We start from the raw sequence: 21,092 nt of genomic DNA, 5'->3' as shown, positions 1-21,092 counted from the left end.
GATCAAGCGAATAGTTGCGCAATCTGAACGCCTTACGACACGCTCGCGAAACCGTGACGACGAAAAGGGGCAGTTTAGCTGGCCTATCGGAGCTGCGAGGTCACAGAGAGGTCGTCTCGAATCAATCACAGCGCGAGTTCGCTTCACAGATTCGTCACACTGGCCCCGAGTCCACTTTTGGCACAGAAACCTCCGGCCCGCTGATGGCCGGACCAGTCGACTTCCCATACTCTACCTCCCGCTGTACGGGCGGAATTATGACTAACGGCGTGGTTGTTATCCCGGCACACATTGACACCCGGTAGTATCGCCAATACGGTCATGGTTGCCAAAGCATGAATATTCTTGGCCGGCCGCGTTTTTCTCGAACATTCATTGTGTTTTGTCGCGGCGCGAGTGTGTGAAGGCGACTACGTAAATGGCACGCGCATTTGATCTTGCTGATGCCGCGGCTCCGCGAACATCGCGGCTTTCTCGAATTGCAGGCGGCTTGGCGCGATCGCCGGCCGCGGGCGATCAACTTAAACGTGTGAGCGGCTTCACACGTCATCGTCCCCAACAATTGTAAATATTGATCGGCTTTCACGCCGGTTGCAGGAGCGCGCATGACGACCATACCTGCTTATACAATCGGTGGTTTAACGCGCCCCGAACTTCACCTCGATCCGACCGGTCATATCGTCCTCGACGCGGCCGCCCAAGCGTTCGCTGACACGTATGGTCTGCAATATCTCTACCTCGGCTGCCCTCCCGGCACACTTTGGCCGCCGGTCACGGACTCGCTGTCGGCGCCGGTCGACGCCAATTCGGCAAACAACGCGGTCATCGAGGGCGCCGCGGCCAACACACTCGTCAACGTCACCGCGCTGGCCGCCAGCAGCAGTGGCAATGCCGTCACCTATTCCTTGACCGGCGACACTTCCAGCGGCGGGTTCAAGATCGATCCGAACACCGGCATGGTGTCGGTCGCGAACCCCGCCAAGATCAACTACGTGACCAGCTCAGGTCATGCCTACACCATCACCGTTCAGGCGAGCGACGGCATCGCGACGAGCGCGCAGAGCTTCACCATCGCAGTCACCGACGTTGCACCGTCCACGCCGGTCGACAGCAATGCAGCAGCCAACAAGGTGGCGGAAGGCGCCGCGGCCGGCACGGCTGTAGGCATCACCGCGACATCGACCGATATGAATCCCGTGACCTACAGCCTGACTGGCGACAGTTCGGGCGGAGGCTTCACCATCAATGCCACGACAGGTGTCATCACCGTCGCCGATCCCAGCAAGATCAACTATGTCAGCGCGCCGGGTCACGCCTATACCGTCACCGCGACCGCGAGCGACGGCACCCTGAGCAGCTCGCAGACCTTCACGATCGATGTGACATTGGGTGCGGCAACTCACTTCGCCGTGAGCATTCCTGCCAACGGCGCAGCGGGAACGCCAGGCACGGTCACCGTCACCGCGCTCGATGCCTTGAACCACGTCGTCACCAACTACACGGGCACGGTTCACTTCACGTCAACCGACGGCCACGCCGCGCTGCCCGCCGACGTGACGTTGACCAACGGCACCGGCAGCTTCAGCGAGACCCTCGACACCGCCGGCAGCCAGACCATCACCGCGACCGACACAGTGAACAGCGCCGTCAAGGGCACATCGAATTCCGAGATCGTGACACCGGGCCTCGCCACGCATTTTTCGGTCAGTCTCCCCGCCAACGGCACGGCAGGGACACCGGGCTCGGTCATCGTCACGGCGCTCGATGCCCTCAACAATGTCGCGACCAGTTATTCGGGGATCGTCCACTTCACGTCGAGCGACGGCAGCGCCGTGCTGCCGGCCGACATGACGTTGACCAACGGCGCCGGCAGCTTCAACGAGACATTCAAGACCGCCGGCAGCCAGACCGTCACCGTGACCGACACGGTCAGCGCCATCACCGGCACGTCGAACACCGAGACAGTGACGGGCGGCGCCGCCACGCATCTTGTGGTCAGCATTCCGGCGAACGGAGCCGCGGGGACACCAGGCTCGGTCATCGTTACCGCGTTCGATGCCTTCGGCAACGTCGCCACCGGCTATTCGGGTACCGTGCACTTCACATCGAGCGATGGCCACGCCGTGCTGCCCGCCGACGTGACACTGACCAACGGCACCGGCAGCTTCAGCGAGACATTCGAGTCGGTCGGAAGCCAGACCATCATCGCGACCGACACGCTCAGCCCCGGCATCACCGGCACCTCGAATGCCGAGACCGTGACGGCGGGTCCCGTCACACACTTCGCGATCAGCATTCCGGGCAGCAGCACCGCGGGAGTCGCAGGTTCAGGCACCGTGACCGCGCTCGACGCCTTCGGCAACGTCGTCACCGGCTACACAGGAACCGTGCACTTCACGTCGACCGACGGCCATGCCGTGCTGCCGGCCAACATGACGTTGACCAACGGCACCGCCACGTTCAGCGAGACGCTCGACTCCGCCGGAAGCCAGACCATCACCGCGACCGACACGGTGACGAGCGCGATCACCGGCACCTCGAATGTCGAAACCGTGACGGCGGCCGCCGCCACGCACTTTGCGGTCAGCATCCCGGGCAGCGGCTCTGCCGGTACCGCAGGCTCGGGCACGGTGAGCGCGCTCGATGCCTTCGGCAACGTCGTCACCGGCTACACCGGAACCGTGCACTTCACGTCGACCGACGGCAGCGCCGTGCTGCCGGCCGACATGACGCTGACCAATGGCACCGGAACCTTCAACGAGACCTTCGATACCTCCGGCAGCCAGACCATTACCGCGACCGACACGGTCAGCGCCATCACCGGCACGTCGAATGCCGAAAACGTAGCGCCCGGCCCCGCCACGCACTTCGTGGTGAGCATCCCGGCCAACGGCCGGGCGGACATCGCGGGACCGGTCACGGTCACGGCGCTCGACGCCCATGGCAACGTCGCCACCGGCTACACCGGCACCGTGCACTTCACATCGAGCGACCCGAGCGCCGTGCTGCCCTCTGACACGACGCTGACCGGCGGCATCGGCACCTTCACCGAGAAATTCGAGACCGCCGGAAGCCAGACCATCACCGCGACCGACACGGCCAGCGCCGGCGTCACCGGCACGTCAAATGCCGAGACCGTGGCTCCTCCGGACGCACCGCCCGTCGTGACCGGCGGCCATACCCTGAACTACATCGAGGAGCAGGCCGCCACCGCCTTCGACCCGGCGCTGACGGTCACCGATGCCGACAACGCGACGCTCGATCACGTGACGGTGCAGATCACCGGCAACTATTTCAACGGCCAGGATGTCCTCGGCTTCGTCAACACCGCGAACATCATCGGCGCGTGGGACGCCTTGCACGGTGAGTTGACCCTGACCGGCACCGCCGCCTCCACGGTCGCCGACTTCCAGACCGCGCTGGATTCGATCACCTACTTCAATACCAGCAACAATCCGTCCGGTCTGGCCCGCGCGGTGACCATCACCGCAAATGACGGCACGCTCGACGGCGCGCCTGCGACCGACACCATCGACGTCACGCCGGTCAACAACCCGCCGGTGGTGACAATCGGCACCATCACCGACTTCAGCGAGCCGCCGGTCGGCACACCGCCGGCGAATTCGATCCCGGTCACGATCGCCCCGAACCTCACGATCACCGACGTCGACAGCGCCAACCTGATCAGCGCGACTTTCGAGCTGAGCGACCTCAAGCCGTCGGACGTGCTGTCGATCGCGGGTCACGCCGGCACCAGCGGTGACATCGGCAATATCCACTTCGCGATCTCCAGCACGGCCACCACCGAAACTGTCACCCTGACCGGGACCGACACGATCGCGCATTACAACGCGGTGCTCGATGCCGTCCAGTTCAACAACACCGGTGAGCCTCCCGACACCACGGCGCGCTCCTATACCGTGACCGCCGTCGACGACGGCGGCACCGCGAACGGCGGCAACGACACGGGATCGGCAACCGCAACCCAGACCGTCACCGCGATCGACGATCCGCCGACCGCGACGGTGCCGACGGATTCATCGGTTGGGACGGCCTTTTCGCACACCAACCTCGCGATATCGGGGCTTTCGGTCGCCGACATCGATTCCGCAGGCGGTAACGAAACCGCAACGATCACTTCGAACCACGGCGCGCTGTCTTTCGACCCTACCGGACTTGCCAGTTTCACCAACAACGGCAGCCATACCGTCACGCTGACAGGGACGATCGCGCAGCTCAACACCGCGCTGGCGACGCTGACCTACAACAGCGACGACGGCTTCACCGGCAGCGACACGATTTCTCTGAACATCAACGACAACAGCCATACCGGCACCGGCGGCCCGCTCTCATCGGGCGCCCAGAGCTTCCATGTCGGCGTCGTTCCGCAGGTGTTCTACATCGACAACTCGACGACAGGCACCAGCCACAATCTCGGCACCCAGGCCGATCCCTACACCTCGATCGCCGCCTTCAACGCAGCGAATCCGGCCGGCTCCGGCGACTATGTCGTGCTCGAGCACGGCACCGGCACCTACAGCGAAGCCAACGGCATCAACCTCGCCAGCGGCGTCAACCTGATCGGCGGCAGCCATACCCTGACGTTCACCAATCCGGTGACCAACGCCACGGTGACCGCGAATGTCGGCACCGGCACCGATCCGGTCATCCATGTCACCGGCGCCGATAACGGCATCGACCTGCTCGGCACGTCGGGCCACACCATCACCGGCGTCAGCATCGACACCTCGGCCTCGACCGGCATCGGCATCAGCGACGACGGCAACAATGTCGGCACCGTCACGATGTCCGACATCGTGATCAAGACGGCCAGCGGGGCCGGCATGAACTTCACCCATGGCGGCACCATCACCGTCACAGGCAGCAACAACACCATCACGTCGACGACTGGCACCGCCCTCGATGTCGAGCACACCAACATCGGCGCCGGCAATCTCACCTTCAAGAGCATTTCGGCGACAGGCTCGTCGGGCAATGCCGGCATCATCCTCGACACGACGGGAACGGCCGGCGGGCTCACGGTCACCGGGACCGGCTCCGCGGGATCCGGTGGCACGATCAACAACAAGACCGGCGGCGATATCCTGAGCGGCACCGACGCCGGCGGGCAAACCACATCGGGCGACGGCGGTACCGGCATTTTCCTGCACAACACCGCCAACGTGTCGCTGACTGACATGACGCTGCACGACTTCAGCAACTTCGCGATCTACGGCAATGGCGTCACCAATTTCACGCTCGCCAATAGCGCGATCAGCGGCACCAACGGCACCACCAATGCCGGCGACCGCGAGGAAAGCAGCATCCGATTCGACAATCTGCTCGGCACCGCGTCGATCACGGGATCGAGCATTTCGGGCGGCTTCGCCCAGAATGTCGATCTCTACAACACCAGCGGCACGCTGAACCGCCTGACCATGGACAGCGACACGTTCGGCCTGATCGGCTCGAGCGGCAACGACAACGTCCTCGGCCAAGTCTACAACTCCGCGACTGCCAACTACACGGTGACCAACAGCACGTTTTCCGGCACACGGTCCGACTTCATCGCGTTCGTCGCCAACAACAATTCGTCGATGGACGCCGTGGTGCGGAGCAACACCTTCCACAACGGCCAAGCAATCGTTCCCGGCGGCGGCACGGCGGTCGACATCAGGAGCGGCTCCGGCGGCAATGTCTCCGCCGCGACCACCACGTTCGACATCTCGCACAACATCCTGACCGACGGCGGCGCCAACGCCTTCGACACGGTCGGCATTTTCGTGGCGAAGGGCCAGGACAACGGCACCATGTCCGGCACCATCGCCAGCAACGATATCGGCCCGGCGAAGGTGGGATCCAACTCCGACGGCATCTTCGTCCGCGACGCAGGCGCCGGCAGCCTGACGATGCTGATCCAGAACAACACCATCACCGGCGTCGGCGACGCCGGCATCGCGCTGCAGAATAACGACGGCAGCTCGACCCTCAACGCCACGCTCTACGGCAACTCGGTGTCGTCTCCGACCTCCAACGGTCCGTTCGCGGCGCTCGATGTCGAGAACGGCGCGACGGCGACCGACACCAGTACGACGAATGTCGTCATCGGCATGGGCGCCGGCGGCACGGGCAGCAAGAATACGCTGAACCATAGCACGCTCTACGCCACCGACGTCGAGTTGAGCAATTTCGGCGCCAGCACCCATCTGAACCTCTCGAAGAACGGTTCAACATCGGGGACCGCCGCAGGCGTGATCACCGACGACAACACCAGCGCCACGGGCGGCATCACCGTCGACACCACGGGCGGCAACGGCATGACGACGCTGGTCAGCACGCTGCCTGCACTGCCCGCGGCGGTCGCGCCGCTGCTTGCCGAAGCGGGCGGCGTTCAGGCGTCGACCCCGAGCACCGGCGAGATGCACCTGACGCAGGCCGAGCTCAATTCGGTGGTGTCGGCGGCGATCGCCGAATGGGCGATTGCGGGCGCCAACGCGACGCAGCTTGTCCTCCTGCATGCCGCGACCTTCAGCATCGCCGACCTCGCCGGCCAGATTGTCGGTCAGGAAGGCGCCTTGCATATCACGATCGACGCCGATGCCGCCGGCCATGGCTGGTTCATCGACCCGACCTCGTCGGACAATTTCGAATTCACCCACGCCGTCAACGCCGCCGGTACCGATCTCCTGACCGATCCGTCGACGGCCGCGGCAGGTCATCTCGATCTGCTGACCACCGTGGTTCACGAACTGGGTCACGTGCTCGGCCTTCCCGACTCGATTTCGCCGTCGGATGCCAACAGCCTGATGTATATCGGCCTCGCCGACGGCGAACGCCGGCTTGCCACTACCTCGGATGTCGCCCAATCCAACGCGGCCTTGCAGAAGGCGATGCCGACGCAAGGCACCGCAACCTCGAACCAGCAAACCGCCACTTTGCAGACCACCGGTACGCTCAAGGTGACCAGCGGCGACAGCTTCGACTTCTCGTCATTGACCCAGACGCAGTCGCAGACCAACACAAGCCATACGGACCTGACCGCGAACACCCAGACCTTGTCCGATCTGTTCAGCGGACAGTCCAGTGGCGCGACGCCATGGTGGGTCGGCCACGAGATGACCTGCGCCGCCATGGGCGGCAACCCGACCGATCATCTCCAGACCCATCACGATCTGGTGGTTTGATCGAACGTCGCAACAGCCTGAGCAACGCCTGCTGGAACGATCCGGCAGGCGTTTCGATTCGGTCGCGCCGCATTCACGGCAATCGTCGTCGCGAAGCGCCACGTCATCGCAACGACATCCGCGCGTCATGCGCTCGAACAAAAATCACAAAACTCCGACAATCGTTTAGGTTGCACTTGGCGCAAAACACGCTATCGTGCATTCGTAATCGCGCGACCGCATTTGCCTTGCATTTTCATTAATTGAGTCACTGACGAGACGGATCGTCTGACGGAGGATCGATGTCCCTACCGTTTCTCTCTGAAATCAGGATGATGTCGTTCAACTTTCCGCCGAAAGGCTGGGCCTTCTGCAATGGCCAGTTGCTGCCGATCAACCAGAACCAGGCGCTGTTCTCGTTGCTCGGCACGATCTATGGCGGCAATGGCCAGACGACCTTCGCGCTGCCCAACCTGCAGGGAAAAGTGCCACTGCATGCGGGGTCGGGATTCACGATCGGGCAGACTGGCGGTGAAACATCCCACACACTATCGATCGCCGAGATGCCACAGCATCCGCATATTTTTCAGGGCACGACCAACGGCGCAGACAACGCCGCGGTCACCAACAATCTGATGGCGACGTCGGCCAATCTCTATACCGCTGCCAGCAATTTGACGACACTGGCTCCGAGCACCGTCGGCAATGCTGGCGGCTCACAGCCGCACGAGAACATGCAGCCCTATCTCACGCTGAGCTTCTGCATCGCATTGCAGGGCATCTTTCCCTCCCGGACCTGAAGGACGCGCGCCATGGGCCAGCCTTACGTTGGCGAGATTCGCATGTTCGCCGGCAATTTTGCGCCGGTTGGCTGGATGCTCTGCCAGGGACAGATCCTGCCGATCTCCCAATACGACACGCTGTTCAATCTGATCGGAACCACCTATGGCGGTGACGGCCAGCAGACGTTCGCCCTGCCGAACCTGCAAGGCCGTCTGCCGTTGCACCAGACCAGTGGCTTCGTCATCGGGCAGACCGGGGGCTCCGAACAGGTGACGCTGACCACCCAGCAACTGCCCACCCACAACCACTCGATGGCTGCGTCCCTGAACAATGCGACCGGCAACACGGTGACCGGCAATGTCGTGGGCGCGGTGGGAGCGACCCAGATCTACCGCGAGGTCGCGGCCGCCTCGCCGATGGCGAGCCAGGCGTGCTCATTCGTCGGCGGCAGCCAGCCGCACGACAACATGCAACCCTACCTCTGCTACAACTTCATCATTTCACTGTTCGGCGTTTACCCGAGCCAAAACTAGGACGGGACCATGTCTGATCAATTCCTTGCCGAGATCCGCATTTTCCCGTTCAACTTCGCGCCGTTGGGGTGGGCCGTCTGCAACGGGCAACTCATGCCGATCTCGCAGAACACCGCACTTTTCTCCCTGCTCGGCACCTTTTATGGCGGCGACGGCAAGAGCAACTTTGCGTTGCCCAACCTGCAAGGCAGCGCGCCGATGCAGCAGGGGCAGAGTTCCTCCGGCACTTTCTACGACATCGGACAGTCCGCCGGTACGACGACCGTGACGCTGCTGCAAAGCCAGATGCCCCAGCACAACCATGGGGTTCTGGGCAATATCAATCAGTCTCAGCTTGCCACGCCCGGTCCGGCACGATCCCTTGCACGGGCAAACCCGGGACAGGCCTACACGGCGACGCTGACCAACGTTTCGCCGTTCTCGGCAACCAGTTCAATTCTGCCGAACGGCGGCAGCCAGCCCCACAACAACCTGATGCCCTATCTCACGTTGAATTTCTGCATCGCGTTGCAGGGCATTTTCCCGCAGCGCAGCTAGAGCGTTTTCGAGCGAAGTGGACACCGGTTCGCGTGAAGAAAACGCGTCAAAACAAGAATCTAGGGCTCCGTTCCGATTCAATCGGAACGGAAAAGGCTCTAGACCGGCCATGACGGATGGTTTGAGCACTGATGCGGCTGCCGCGGCGTTCGGATGGACGCGCGCCGCGGATGCGGGCCTGAGCTTCCGTCGTATCGCCGATGCCGATTTGCCCTTCCTGTCGCGGCTCTATGCTTCGACGCGCACCGATGAACTGGCAGTTGCACCGTGGAGCGCGGAGCAGAAGGCCGCTTTCCTGGCGATGCAGTTCCAGGCGCAGCATGCGCATTACCAGCAGCACTATCCGACGGCCGACTGGTTGGTGACGATGCGCGGTGGAGAGGATATCGGCCGGCTCTATGTCGACCGCTGGCCGAGCGAGCATTGCGTCATCGATATCGCCTTCCTGCCCGAACGCCGCGGATCGGGTCTCGGCGGCGCGCTGATGCGCGACCTGCTCGACGAGGCCGCCGGCGCAGGCAAGGCGATGTCAATCCACGTCGAGAAGTTCAATCCGGCGATGCGGCTCTATCGCCGGCTCGGCTTCGTCACCGAGGAAGACAGGGGCGTCTACGACCTGATGCGCTGGCGCGGGACCGCAGGTTCCGACCGTCAGGTGAAGACCGCCTGATAGCCGTTGCCGTCTCCGAGCGGGCCGATCGGCACCAGGAAGATCTCGATCACGCCGAGTGCCGGATGCCGCACCGGATAGATCGCCTGCGGCAGCCAGGCTCCCTTCGGCCTCGCGAACAGCAGCGAGAACGCGCCGCCCGGCCGGCCGCTGTTGCCCGCGGGCTCGACCTTGGCAAGCTTCAGCGCCAAGACGCCTTCCGCCGTCTGCATCTCGAACTCCGCGTCCTGATGCGGCCGGAAGTCATCGATATGCAGTTTCGCGAGATCGACGGTGGATGTCATGCGCACGCCTCTGTTGCCTTCGAGGTGTAACACACGCTGCGATGTTGCCGTCAAGATTTCTGCCGGCCATCCGCGGTCTGAACCAAAGCACTTCGTCATTCCGGGGCGCCGGGGAATTGCGGGTGGATGGAGCCGTGCCCCTCCTGCCGCACCGGCTTTCCCTGCGCTCTCTGCTCAAGTGGAAGGCAGGTAAACGCAAGACTCGGGTGCAGCGCGCCGCGAGGATGGGGATGCATGACTCTCAAGCCGCGCAACATACTCGGTGTCGTCCCGGCGGAGGCGGGGACCCATAACACCAAATGCAAGTCGTTGCGCGATGCAGGAAGCACGAGCCCCGGCGTATGGATCCCGGCCGACTACGGTGAACGCGGAGCCTCCGACCGTACAGCCCAGAGCCCTGATGACGGCTCCGATTTCCTCCGCTAACCTCTCGGCAAACGGCCGCCGGCAAGGCGGGCCATCTTGAGGGAGGACAGCCGCGTGCATCGAGGCCGTGTCGTATTCGGCGCCATGGACGAGGTCGTGTTCGGGCGGCCCGCCCGTGAGGCCGTCGTCGAGCAACTGGACCGGCTTGGCGCCCAGCGCGCCTTCCTGATGGTGTCGGGTACGCTGAACCGCGAAACCGACGAGATCGAAAAAGTCCGCCAGGCGCTCGGCGCCCGCTGTGTCGGCACCTTCGATCAGATGCCGGCACACACGCCGCGCGCCGCGGTGATCGCGGCGACGGCACAGGCGCGTGATGCCAAGGCCGATCTGATCGTCACCATCGGCGGCGGTTCGATCACCGACGGCGCCAAGGCGGTGCAGCTTTGCCTTGCCAACAACGTCACGACATCGGACGGCATCGACACGATCCGCACCCGCGGCGGCGTCTCGCCCGAGATGAATCCTCCGGCCGTGCGCCAGATCAGCGTGCCGACCACGATCGCCGGCGGCGAGTTCTCGTCGATCGCAGGCGTCACCAACGAGGCCAAGCGGCAGAAGGAGATGCTGCGCCATCCCCTGGTGATGCCGCGCGCCACCATCCTCGATCCGGACCTGTCGGTGCACACGCCGGACTGGCTGTTCCTGTCGACCGGCATCCGCGCGGTAGATCATTGCGTCGAGGGCATATGCTCGCGCGAGGCGCATCCTTACGGCGATGCGCAGGCGCTGAAGGGGCTCGAGATGCTGGCGCAGGGCCTTCCGCGGGTGAAGGCCAACCCGAAGGATATCCCGGCGCGGATGGATTGCCAGATCGGCACCTGGCTCTCGACCGGTCCGCTCGCCTCCGGCGTGCCGATGGGCGCGAGCCACGGCATCGGCTACGTGCTCGGCGCCGAGTTCGACGTGCCGCACGGCTACACCTCATGCGTGATGCTGCCGGCGGTGATGCGCTGGAACAAGCGCGACAACGCCGACCGGCAGGCGCTGGTCGCGACCGCGATGGGGCATCCGGGCGCCGACGCCGGCGACGTGCTCGACCGCTTCATCCGCGACCTCGGCATGCCGCGCAGCCTGAGGGAGGTCAACGTCGGCCCTGAGCATTTCGACCGCATCGCGGCGGGTGCGATGCGCACGCCCTGGGTGCCGCGCAATCCGCGCAAGATCGATGGTCCGTCGCAGGTTCGCGAGATTCTGGTGATGGCCGCTTAAAGCATGGTCCGGAAAGGTGCGAAGCGGTTTTCCGACAAGATCATGCTCAAACAAGAAGCAAAGTGACATGAGGGAGATCTGAGCTTCGATGTACACCGGCAAGCATGCTTACCTGCGCCCGCTGCAACCGGCCTTCATCATGGCCGGGACCGGCGAGATCGTCACTTATCGAGAGCTTGAGGCACGCAGCAACCGTCTCGCGCATCTGTTCCGCAACCGCGGCATGAAGCGGCTCGACCACTATTCGATCTTCATGGAGAACAACAACCGCTACCTCGAAGCCTGCGGCGCCGGGGAACGTTCCGGCCTCTACTTCACCTGCGTCAATTCCTACCTCACGGCCGGCGAGCTCGCCTACATCCTGACCAACAGCCGGTCACGGATCCTGATCACCTCGAAGCTGAAGCTCGACATCGCGCGCGAGGCGCTGAAGGAGTGCCCGCAGGTCGAGCTCTGCATCGTGGTCGACGGCGACAGTGAGAGTGATCGCATCGTCGGACTGCAACAGGCGACCGCTGGCCTGCCGGCGACGCCGATCGCGGACGAATATGCGGGCACCGCGATGCTCTATTCTTCCGGCACGACCGGCCGGCCGAAGGGCATCGTGCGGCCGCTGCCCGAGCAGCCGCCGTCGCAAAACCTTCCGCTGTTCGACTTCCTGACCAAGCTCTGGCACTACCGCGAGGGCATGGTCTATCTGTCGCCGGCGCCGCTCTATCACTCGGCGCCGCAGGCCGCGGTCAATCTCACCATCCGGATGGGCGGCACCGTCGTCATCATGGAGAGCTTCGATCCCGAGCGCTATCTCCAGCTGGTCGAAAAATGGGGCATCACCCACAGCCAACTGGTGCCGACGATGTTCTCGCGCCTGCTGAAACTGCCCGAGGAGGTTCGCAGCCGCTACGATCTGTCGACGCTCGAGATCGCGATCCATGCCGCGGCGCCCTGCCCGGCGCTGGTCAAGGACGACATGATCAAATGGTGGGGCCCGATCATCCACGAATATTACGGCGCGACCGAGGGCCTCGGCTTCACCGCCTGCAACAGCGAGGAGTGGCTCGCCCATCGCGGCACCGTCGGCAAGGTGCTGCTCGGCGACCTGCATATCCTCGACGAGAACATGCAGCCCTGCCCGAAGGGCACGCCGGGGACCGTGTGGTTCAAGACCGCCACGCCGTTCGAATATTTCAACGATCCGGCCAAGACCAGCGAGGCGCGCTCGGCGGACGGCAGCATGAGCACGGTCGGCGACGTCGGCTATGTCGACGACGACAACTTCCTCTATCTGACCGACCGCGCCACCTTCATGATCATCTCCGGCGGCGTGAACATCTACCCGCAGGAATGCGAGAACCTCCTGATCACTCATCCCAAGGTCGCCGACGCCGCGGTGTTCGGCGTGCCCAATGTCGATCTCGGCGAGGAGGTGAAGGCGGTGGTGCAGCCGGTCGACGGCATCGCGCCGGGGCCGGAACTCGCCGAGGAGCTGATCGCCTTCTGTGCAAGCTCGCTGTCGCGCCAGAAGGTGCCGCGCTCGGTCGATTTCGAAGCCGAGCTGCCGCGGCTGCCGACCGGAAAACTCTACAAGCGACTGCTGCGCGATCGCTACTGGGGCAACAAGACCTCGCGGATCGTGTGAACATTTGATGCGGCGAGCCGGACCGTCGCAGCCCGGGACGCCGGGCGGCGTAACGGACTCGCCCCTCGCGCGGATTTCGCGCTATGCTCCGGGATCGCAAGCCAGCTTCGCCGGAGGCCGCCATGCCGTCGCCCCAACCGCGCGAGCCCGAGCCGGTACAGGCCGGAAGGCTCGAATTCACCGCCGCCGAGATCGGTGCGCTCGCCCATCTCTATCGTGGCGAGGTCTACCGCAGCACGGTCTGGCGCACCCGCCTGGACAGCTCGACCAACTGGGCGGTGGTCACGACCGGCATCGCGCTGTCGGCGACCTACAGCAGCGCGGAGGCTTCGCCTTTGCCGATGGTGCTGGTCGGGTTGCTGGTCACGGTGTTTCTGTTGTTCGAGGCGCGGCGCTATCGCTACTTCAACGTCTGGCGCGCCCGCGCGCGGCTGCTCGAAACCGATTTCTACGCGCCGATGATCCGCGGCGAAGGTCCCACGCCGAACTCGGCCTGGACCGAGCTGCTCGCCAACGACTACCGCCGCCCGAGCTATCACATCAGCCTTGCCCGGGCGATCGGCCGACGGCTGCGCCGGACCTATGGCTGGATCTTCGCGATCCAGGCCATCGCCTATTACGGCAAGCTGGCGATCCACCCCCTGCCGCTGACCACGGTGAGCGATATCTGGGACCGCGCCTCGATCGGCCCGATTCCCGGAGCCATCGTGGTTCTGGCCGGCGTCGCCTTCCATTCCAGCTGGGCCCTGTTCGCCTTCGTCACGCATCGCATGGAGGTCGCCGACCGGCGGACGCGGCACAAACTGATCGCGATGGGGTGAGGCGGCGCGAGCCGCGTTGCCGCTGGCCGGCTTTTCCCCTAACCTCGCCTCAACAAGAAACGTCAGGGAGGATTTGCCGATGGAAGTGATCCCACTGCGCGAGGGATTCGGAGCCGAACTGCGCGGCGTCACGCTTTCGGATGTTGCCGCCAGCGATGCCCCCTATGCCGCGGTCCGCGCTGCGTTCGAGGAACATTCGGTGCTGGTGTTCCGCGGCCAGGAGGTCAGCGACGACATCCAGCTCGCCTTCTCGCGCCGCTTCGGTCCGCCTGAGACGACCAAGGTCGGTTCGATGGGCACCGGCTCGCATTTCGTGATCCTCTCGACCTTCGGACCTGACGGCAAGGTGGTTCCGTCCGACCATCGGCAGCAGCTGCGCGCCAGGGCCAACCAGCTCTGGCACACCGACTCCTCCTTCAAGCGCGTGCCGGCGCTGACCTCGATCCTGTCCGCGCGCATCATCCCCGAACATGGCGGCGAGACCGAGTTCGTCTCGATGCGGCTGGCCTTCGAGCGGCTCGACAAGGATGTGGCCAAGCGGCTGGAGAACTCCTTCGCCTGGCACTCCTACGCGCATTCGCGCAGCAAGGTGGCCACCGGGCTCGCGACATCGGAGGAAGTCGATGCACTGCCGCCGGTGTGCTGGCGCATGGTCTGGCGCAATCCGGTCAACGGCCGCGGCGCACTGTATCTCGCCTCCCACGCCTATGGCGTCGAGGGCATGGATGCCGATGCCGGCAAGGCGCTGATCGAGCAGCTGACCGAAGCCGCCACCGCGCCCGGCGTCAGCTATCTGCACCAGTGGAAGCAGGGCGACGTCGTGATGTGGGACAACCGCGCCACCATGCATCGCGGCCGCCCCTGGCCGGCGCATGAGGGCCGCCTGATGATCCGCACCACGATCTCGGCGACCGAGGCCGATGGTGTCGCGAACATGCAGCCGCCCTCAACGCAGGCGGCGGAGTGAGGTGATGTGGCGCCGGTCATGCCGTCATCCTGAGGAGCCGCGAAGCGGCGTCTCGAAGGATGAACGGTCCGGCTCGTGGGCCTGCATCCTTCGCGGCTCGCCCAGCGGCGCAATTGCGCCGCAAGGCTCGCGCCTCAGGAAGACGGTGAGAAGCATCGCGATTGGATCGGCGACAAACTGTCGCTCATTGTGGGGCGCTTCACGCCTCGAATTTGAACGGAGAGGCGTCACCACCGCGTAGCAAACCAACCAGAGTTCCCCGCACAATCACAGCCATTATCCCCCGTCCGTGGAAATTTTAACGCTGCCACGTCATCCGAATTGCCAATCTCCGCACCGCCGTCGCCGGTTGCCCGACAGCCTCACCGTGGTATCGTCGATGCCAATCGGCCATTGAGACCGAAATTCGTGGAGGGGACCATGCGGAGCGTGCAAGCGCTGGCCGTCGCGGTGTTGTTTGTGCTGACCATCGGCGGCGTTTCACGCGCAGCCGAGCCGAAAGCCGGCGGCATCTTCAGGATCTATCACCGCGACAGCCCCGGCAGCGCCTCGATCCACGAGGGTGCGACCTATTCGGTGAACATTCCGTTCATGCCGATCTTCAACAACCTCGTCATTTTCGATCAGCACATCGCCCAGAACAGCGCCAGCACGATCCGGCCCGAGCTTGCAGAGAGTTGGGCCTGGAGCGGCGACAACAAGACTCTGACCTTCAAGCTGCGCAAGGACGTCAAGTGGCACGACGGCAAGCCGTTCACCGCGGCCGACGTCAAATGCACCTTCGACATGCTGATGGGCAAGTCGCCGCAGAAGTTCCGCCAGAACCCGCGCAAGTCCTGGTACGAGCAGGTCGACGAGGTCACGACCAACGGCGACTATGAAGCATCGTTCAAGCTGAAGCGCCCGCAGCCCGCGCTGCTGTCGCTGCTCGCCTCGGGCTATTCGCCGGTCTATCCCTGCCATGTGTCGCCGGCAGAAATGCGCACCAAGCCTGTCGGTACCGGCCCGTTCAAGTTTGTCGAGTTCAAGGCCAACGAGTCGATCAAGCTGACCAAGAACCCCGACTACTTCAAGAAGGGTCTGCCCTATCTCGACGGCATCGAGTTCACCATTATCACCAACCGCTCGACGGCGATCCTCGGCTTCGTGTCAGGCAAGTTCGACATGACGTTCCCGACCGAGGTCTCGATCCCGCTGCTCAAGGACGTCAAATCGCAGGACCCGACAGCGATCTGCGTGGTGGAACCGAACAACGTCTCCACCAACATCATCATCAATTCGACCGCGCCACCGTTCGACAATCTCGACATCCGCCGCGCGCTGGCGCTGGCGCTCGACCGCAAGGCCTTCATCCAGATCATGTTCGAGGGCCAGGGCGACATCGGCGGCACCATGGAGCCGGCACCCGACGGCCTGTGGGCGATGCCGAAAGAGATGCTGGAATCGATCCCCGGCTACGGTCCCGACATCGAGAAAAACCGCGAGGAAGCGCGCAAGCTGATGCAGAAGGCGGGCTATGGCCCGGCCAAGCACCTGCAGATCAAGGTGTCGACCCGCAACATCGCGGTCTACCGCGATCCCGCGATCATCCTGATCGACCAGATCAAGAGCATCTATATCGACGCCGAGCTCGACGTCGTCGACACCGCGCAATGGTTCCCGAAGGTCGCCCGCAAGGATTATTCGCTCGGCCTCAACCTCACCGGCAACGCCGTCGACGAGCCTGACCAGTCCTTCTACGAGAACTATGCCTGCGGTTCGGAGCGGAACTACACCAACTATTGCAACAAGGATATCGAGAAACTGTTCGATCAGCAGTCCGAGGAGACCAACGTCGACAAGCGCAAGAAGCTGGTCTGGGAGATCGACAAGAAGCTGCAGGAAGACGTCGCGCGCCCGATCATCTTCCATGCCCGGACCGGCACCTGCTGGAAGCCTTACGTGAAGAATGTCACGATCATGTCCAACAGCTCCTATAACGGCTATCGCTACGAAGACGTCTGGTTGGACAAGTAGCGCGAAGTGTTTTCGAGCGAAGTGGACACCGGTTCGCGTCAAGAAAACGCTTCAAGCGAAATCCAAAGGCGAGATCAGGGAGGGAGCCAGGGTGTTTGCCTATATCGTGCGGCGACTGTTCCTGATGCTCGTGACCCTGTTCGGGATCTCGGTCATCATCTTCGTGCTGCTGCGCGTCGTTCCCGGCAACATCGTCGATATCCTGTTCGACGCCGCAGGCTTCGTCGATCCCGCCGACAAGGCCAATCTCGAGCGCGAACTCGGCCTGAGCCAGCCGATCGTGATCCAGTATCTGCATTGGATCGGCGGCCTGCTGCACGGCGACCTCGGCTATTCCTATGTCTCGGAGAAGCCGGCGCTGGAGGAGATCCTGCCGCGGATCCCGATCACCGCGCGGCTGGCGGGGCTGGCGCTGCTGTTCTCCGCCTCGATCGGCATTCCGCTCGGCGTCATCAGCGCCGTGCACCAGGGCTCGAAGCTTGACTATGCGCTGCGCGTCGTCAGCCTCAGCGGCCTGTCGTTGCCGTCGTTCTGGCTCGGCCTGTTGATCCTGATGGCCTCGGTCTCGCTGTTCGGCACCATGCCGATCTTCAATCCGAACCCGAAGACCTGGCTCGAGGCGCTGACCATCTACGCGGTGCCGGCGATGGCGGTCGGCTTCCGCAGCGCGGCGCTGACCATGCGCATCACCCGCTCCTCGATGCTGGAGATCCTGCGCCAGGACTACATCCGCACCGCGCGCGCCAAGGGCGCCTCCGAAGCTTCCGTGAACTATCACCACGCGCTCAAGAACGCGGTGCTGCCGGTCATCACGGTGATCGGCATCGAGGCCGCCTTCCTGATCGGCGGGCTGATCGTCACCGAGACCGTGTTCAACATCCCCGGCATCGCCCGCTTCCTGGTCGAGGCGCTGCGCTGGCGCGATTACCCGATCGTGCAGAACCTCGTGATGTTCATCGCGGTCGTCGTCGTGGTCGTGAACTTCATCGTCGACATGCTCTATGCGGCAATCGATCCGCGCATCCGGTTCGGAGACTGAACGCGTGGCAACGATCAATTTCGACAGCGAACTGCGACGCGCCGGAGCCAACGCCACGACCGGCTGGGGGCGGTTCGCATTCCTCGCGCAGCGCCATGTGCTCGGCACTATCGGCCTGATCATCATGCTGTCGTTCGTGCTGACCGCCATATCAGCCGATCTGATCAGCCGCTACGATCCGCTCACCGTCGATTCCGCGCACCGGCTGGCCGCCCCCTCCACGCTGCACTGGTTCGGTACCGATTCCTTCGGCCGCGACGTCTGGAGCCGCATCGTCCATGGCGCGCGGATCTCGCTTGCGGTCGGCATCGGCTCCACGACGCTCGGCGCCACGCTCGGAGTCATTGTGGGTCTCACCTCCGGCTATCTCTCCGGCTGGGTCGATCTCGTTTTCCAGCGGGTGACCGACATCCTGCAATCGCTGCCACTCCTGGTGCTTGCGCTGGTGATGACCGCGGCGCTCGGCCCCTCGCTGCCGAACGTGATCCTTGCCATCGCCATTCCCCTGATCCCGACGGTTGCCCGCGTGATCCGCGCCAACACGCTGGCGCTGCGCGAACAGCCGTTCGTGGAGGCCGCCAAATCGATCGGCATGAGCGAGACGCGCATCGCGCTGCGCCACGTGCTGCCGAACACCATCGCCCCGCTAATCGTGCTGGCCACCGCGCAGCTCGGCTCAACCATCCTCACCGAAGCGTCGCTGTCGTTCCTCGGCCTCGGCATTCCCGAGCCTTATCCGTCCTGGGGCCGCATGCTGTCGGAATCCGCCGCTGAATATGTCCGCACCGCGCCGTGGCTCGTGATCTTCCCCGGCATCGCGATCAGTCTCGCGGTGTTCGGCACCAATCTGTTCGGCGACGCGCTGCGCGACATACTCGATCCGAGGCAGCGCGGCTGATGAGCGACGCTCTTCCTGCAGAGACGGTTCTCGAGGTGAAGAACCTGCAGACGGTGTTCTTCACCAACTCCGGCCTGTTCCGCGCGGTCGACGACGTCTCGTTCTCGGTCCGCCGCGGCGAGACGCTGGCGATCGTCGGCGAATCCGGCTGCGGCAAGAGCGTCAGCGCGCTCTCGATCATGCGCCTGGTGCCCGACCCGCCCGGCCGCATCGTCGGCGGCTCCGTGACGCTCGAGGGCACCGACCTCCTGAAGCTCGACGATGCCGCGATGCGCGCCATCCGGGGCAACCGCATCTCCATGATCTTCCAGGAGCCGATGACCTCGCTCAATCCGGTGATGCGGATCGGCGACCAGATCACCGAGGCCGTGCGCCTGCATCGGAAGATGAGCAGCAAGGAGGCGTGGGCGCAGGCGGTCGACATGCTGCGGCTGGTGCGCATCCCGGAGCCGGAGCGCCGCGCGCAGGAATATCCACATCAGCTCTCCGGCGGCATGCGCCAGCGCGCCATGATCGCGATGGCGCTGGCCTGCCGCCCGGCGCTCCTGATCGCGGACGAGCCGACCACCGCGCTCGACGTCACCATCCAGGCGCAGATCCTGGCGCTGATCGTCGATCTGCAGCAGCGTCTCGGCACCGGACTGATCCTGATCACCCATGACCTTGGCGTCGTCGCGCAGACCGCGCGGCGCGTGATCGTGATGTATGCCGGCAAGAAGGTCGAGGAGGCGACAGTTGAATCCTTGTTCGAGACGCCGCTGCATCCCTATACGCGCGGGCTGATGGCCTCGATGCCGGCGGTGATCGCGCTCGGCGCGACGACCGATGCGCGACTGACCGAAATTCCCGGCATGGTGCCGTCGCTGACCAATCTGCCGCCCGGCTGCGCCTTCGCGCCGCGCTGCAAGCTCGCGATCGACCGCTGCCTCAAGGAGTATCCGCCGCTCGACGAGGTCAAAGCCAAGCACTGGGCGGCCTGCTGGCGCGCCGGCGAAATGGTCGAGGCGTCATGACCGAGCAACGCCCGCTCCTCGAGGTGACCGATCTCGTCAAGCACTACGCGGTGCGCGGCGGCGTGCTGCGCCGGCAGGTCGGCACCGTTCACGCAGTCGACGGCGTGAGCTTTTCGCTCGGCGCCGGCGAGACGCTCGGCCTGGTCGGCGAATCCGGCTGCGGCAAGTCGACGGTCGCGCGCACCGTGCTGCGGCTGGTCGAACCGACCAGCGGCGCCATCAAGCTGGATGGCGAGGACATCGCACCGCTCAGCAAGAGCGCGCTGCGGCCGTATCGCCGCTCGATGCAGATCGTGTTCCAGGACCCGTTCGCCTCGCTCAACCCGCGCATGACGGCCGGTGACATCGTCGGTGAGCCCCTGACCGTGCATGGGCTCGCGACCGGCACGAAGAAGCAGGAGCGCGTCGCGGAGCTGTTCCGGCAGGTCGGTCTCCGGCCCGACCAGATGAAGAATTTTCCGCATCAATTCTCCGGCGGGCAGCGCCAACGCATCTGCATCGCCCGCGCGCTGTCGCTCGGCCCGCGGCTGATCGTTTGCGACGAGCCGGTTTCCGCGCTCGACGTCTCGATCCAGGCGCAAGTAATCAATCTGTTAATCGACCTGCAGCGCAAGCAGAACTTCTCCTACTTGTTCATCGCGCACGATCTCGCGGTGGTCGCCCATATCAGCCACCGCGTCGCGGTGATGTATCTCGGCCGCATTGTCGAGATCGCCGACAAGCGCGAGCTGTTCGCCAATCCGCGGCATCCCTATACGCAAGCCCTGCTCGCCTCGGTGCCGATCGCCGACCCCAAGGCCAGGCGGCTCACGCCGCTGATCGATGGCGACGTGCCAAGCCCGATCAACCCGCCGCCTGGCTGCGCCTTCCACACCCGCTGCCGCTACGCGATCGATCGCTGCAAGACCGAACGCCCGGCGCTGCAGGCGGCCGGCACCGGGCATCAGGTCGCCTGCTGGCTGAATGACGGGACGGGGCGCGAGGCGTGAATGGTTCGGTGTCGTCCCTGCGAAAGCAGGGAACCATAACCACGAATGTTCATTGTTGCGCCGAGCTGTGGCCACAGCCTGTCCAACAACATCGATCGGTGGTTG

General features: G+C 64.3%; 15 protein-coding genes. 14 read left to right on the top strand and 1 reads right to left on the bottom strand.

The features are described 5' to 3' along the window. Nucleotides 1-605: 605 nt before the first annotated feature. The 5 genes from ACVW1C_RS22075 to ACVW1C_RS22055 all read left to right on the top strand — a co-directional run bounded on the left by ACVW1C_RS22075 (nt 606) and on the right by ACVW1C_RS22055 (nt 9,686). Nucleotides 606-7,184, top strand: a complete 6,579-nt coding sequence (locus ACVW1C_RS22075; RefSeq protein ID WP_456760215.1) for a hypothetical protein — start codon at nt 606-608, stop codon at nt 7,182-7,184. A 281-nt stretch (nt 7,185-7,465) separates the two neighbouring features. After that, nucleotides 7,466-7,963 carry a phage tail protein gene (locus ACVW1C_RS22070; RefSeq protein ID WP_456760214.1) on the top strand — a complete coding sequence of 166 codons (498 nt, stop codon included), beginning with the start codon at nt 7,466-7,468 and terminating at the stop codon, nt 7,961-7,963. A 12-nt stretch (nt 7,964-7,975) separates the two neighbouring features. Further along, nucleotides 7,976-8,479, top strand: a complete 504-nt coding sequence (locus tag ACVW1C_RS22065) for a phage tail protein (RefSeq protein ID WP_456760213.1) — start codon at nt 7,976-7,978, stop codon at nt 8,477-8,479. A gap of 9 nt (nt 8,480-8,488) precedes the next feature. Further along, nucleotides 8,489-9,016: a phage tail protein gene (locus tag ACVW1C_RS22060; RefSeq protein WP_456760212.1), complete on the top strand. Its 528-nt coding sequence runs from the start codon at nt 8,489-8,491 to the stop codon at nt 9,014-9,016. Between the two features lie 109 nt (nt 9,017-9,125). Beyond that, nucleotides 9,126-9,686, top strand: a complete 561-nt coding sequence (locus ACVW1C_RS22055; protein WP_456760211.1) for an N-acetyltransferase family protein — start codon at nt 9,126-9,128, stop codon at nt 9,684-9,686. On the opposite strand, the gene ACVW1C_RS22050 is transcribed toward ACVW1C_RS22055, so the two are convergent. Continuing rightward, a complete protein-coding gene (locus ACVW1C_RS22050) occupies nt 9,668-9,970 on the bottom strand; it encodes a DUF6916 family protein (RefSeq protein ID WP_456760210.1) in 303 nt (100 codons plus the stop codon). The two genes, ACVW1C_RS22055 and ACVW1C_RS22050, sit on opposite strands and share 19 nt — an antisense overlap. 480 nt (nt 9,971-10,450) lie before the next feature. On the opposite strand from ACVW1C_RS22050, the gene ACVW1C_RS22045 reads away from it, so the two are divergent. The 9 genes from ACVW1C_RS22045 to ACVW1C_RS22005 all read left to right on the top strand — a co-directional run bounded on the left by ACVW1C_RS22045 (nt 10,451) and on the right by ACVW1C_RS22005 (nt 20,987). Further along, nucleotides 10,451-11,605: an iron-containing alcohol dehydrogenase gene (locus ACVW1C_RS22045; protein WP_456760209.1), complete on the top strand. Its 1,155-nt coding sequence runs from the start codon at nt 10,451-10,453 to the stop codon at nt 11,603-11,605. 88 nt (nt 11,606-11,693) lie between these two features. Continuing rightward, nucleotides 11,694-13,244 (top strand): AMP-binding protein, encoded by a 1,551-nt coding sequence (locus ACVW1C_RS22040; protein ID WP_456760208.1) that lies wholly within the window; start codon nt 11,694-11,696, stop codon nt 13,242-13,244. A 122-nt stretch (nt 13,245-13,366) separates the two neighbouring features. After that, nucleotides 13,367-14,065 carry a DUF2270 domain-containing protein gene (locus ACVW1C_RS22035; protein WP_456760207.1) on the top strand — a complete coding sequence of 233 codons (699 nt, stop codon included), beginning with the start codon at nt 13,367-13,369 and terminating at the stop codon, nt 14,063-14,065. Nucleotides 14,066-14,144: 79 nt separating this feature from the next. Next, a complete protein-coding gene (locus ACVW1C_RS22030) occupies nt 14,145-15,032 on the top strand; it encodes a TauD/TfdA dioxygenase family protein (RefSeq protein WP_456760206.1) in 888 nt (295 codons plus the stop codon). 420 nt (nt 15,033-15,452) lie between these two features. Continuing rightward, entirely contained in the window at nt 15,453-17,048 is a 1,596-nt protein-coding gene (locus tag ACVW1C_RS22025; protein WP_456760205.1) for an ABC transporter substrate-binding protein, read from the top strand. Nucleotides 17,049-17,139: 91 nt separating this feature from the next. After that, nucleotides 17,140-18,087: an ABC transporter permease gene (locus ACVW1C_RS22020; protein ID WP_074129975.1), complete on the top strand. Its 948-nt coding sequence runs from the start codon at nt 17,140-17,142 to the stop codon at nt 18,085-18,087. A 4-nt stretch (nt 18,088-18,091) separates the two neighbouring features. Further along, entirely contained in the window at nt 18,092-18,985 is an 894-nt protein-coding gene (locus ACVW1C_RS22015; protein ID WP_456760204.1) for an ABC transporter permease, read from the top strand. Continuing rightward, entirely contained in the window at nt 18,985-19,998 is a 1,014-nt protein-coding gene (locus ACVW1C_RS22010; protein WP_456760203.1) for an ABC transporter ATP-binding protein, read from the top strand. The genes ACVW1C_RS22015 and ACVW1C_RS22010 overlap by 1 nt, the downstream gene beginning before the upstream one ends. Next, nucleotides 19,995-20,987 carry an ABC transporter ATP-binding protein gene (locus tag ACVW1C_RS22005; protein ID WP_456760202.1) on the top strand — a complete coding sequence of 331 codons (993 nt, stop codon included), beginning with the start codon at nt 19,995-19,997 and terminating at the stop codon, nt 20,985-20,987. Before ACVW1C_RS22010 ends, ACVW1C_RS22005 begins: the two co-directional genes overlap by 4 nt. The last annotated feature ends 105 nt before the right edge of the window (nt 20,988-21,092 follow it).

It is taken from the genome of Bradyrhizobium sp. USDA 4011, assembly GCF_054063415.1.
The sequence above is the reverse complement of the archived record's forward strand: the minus strand, read 5'-3'. Positions and strand labels throughout refer to the sequence as shown.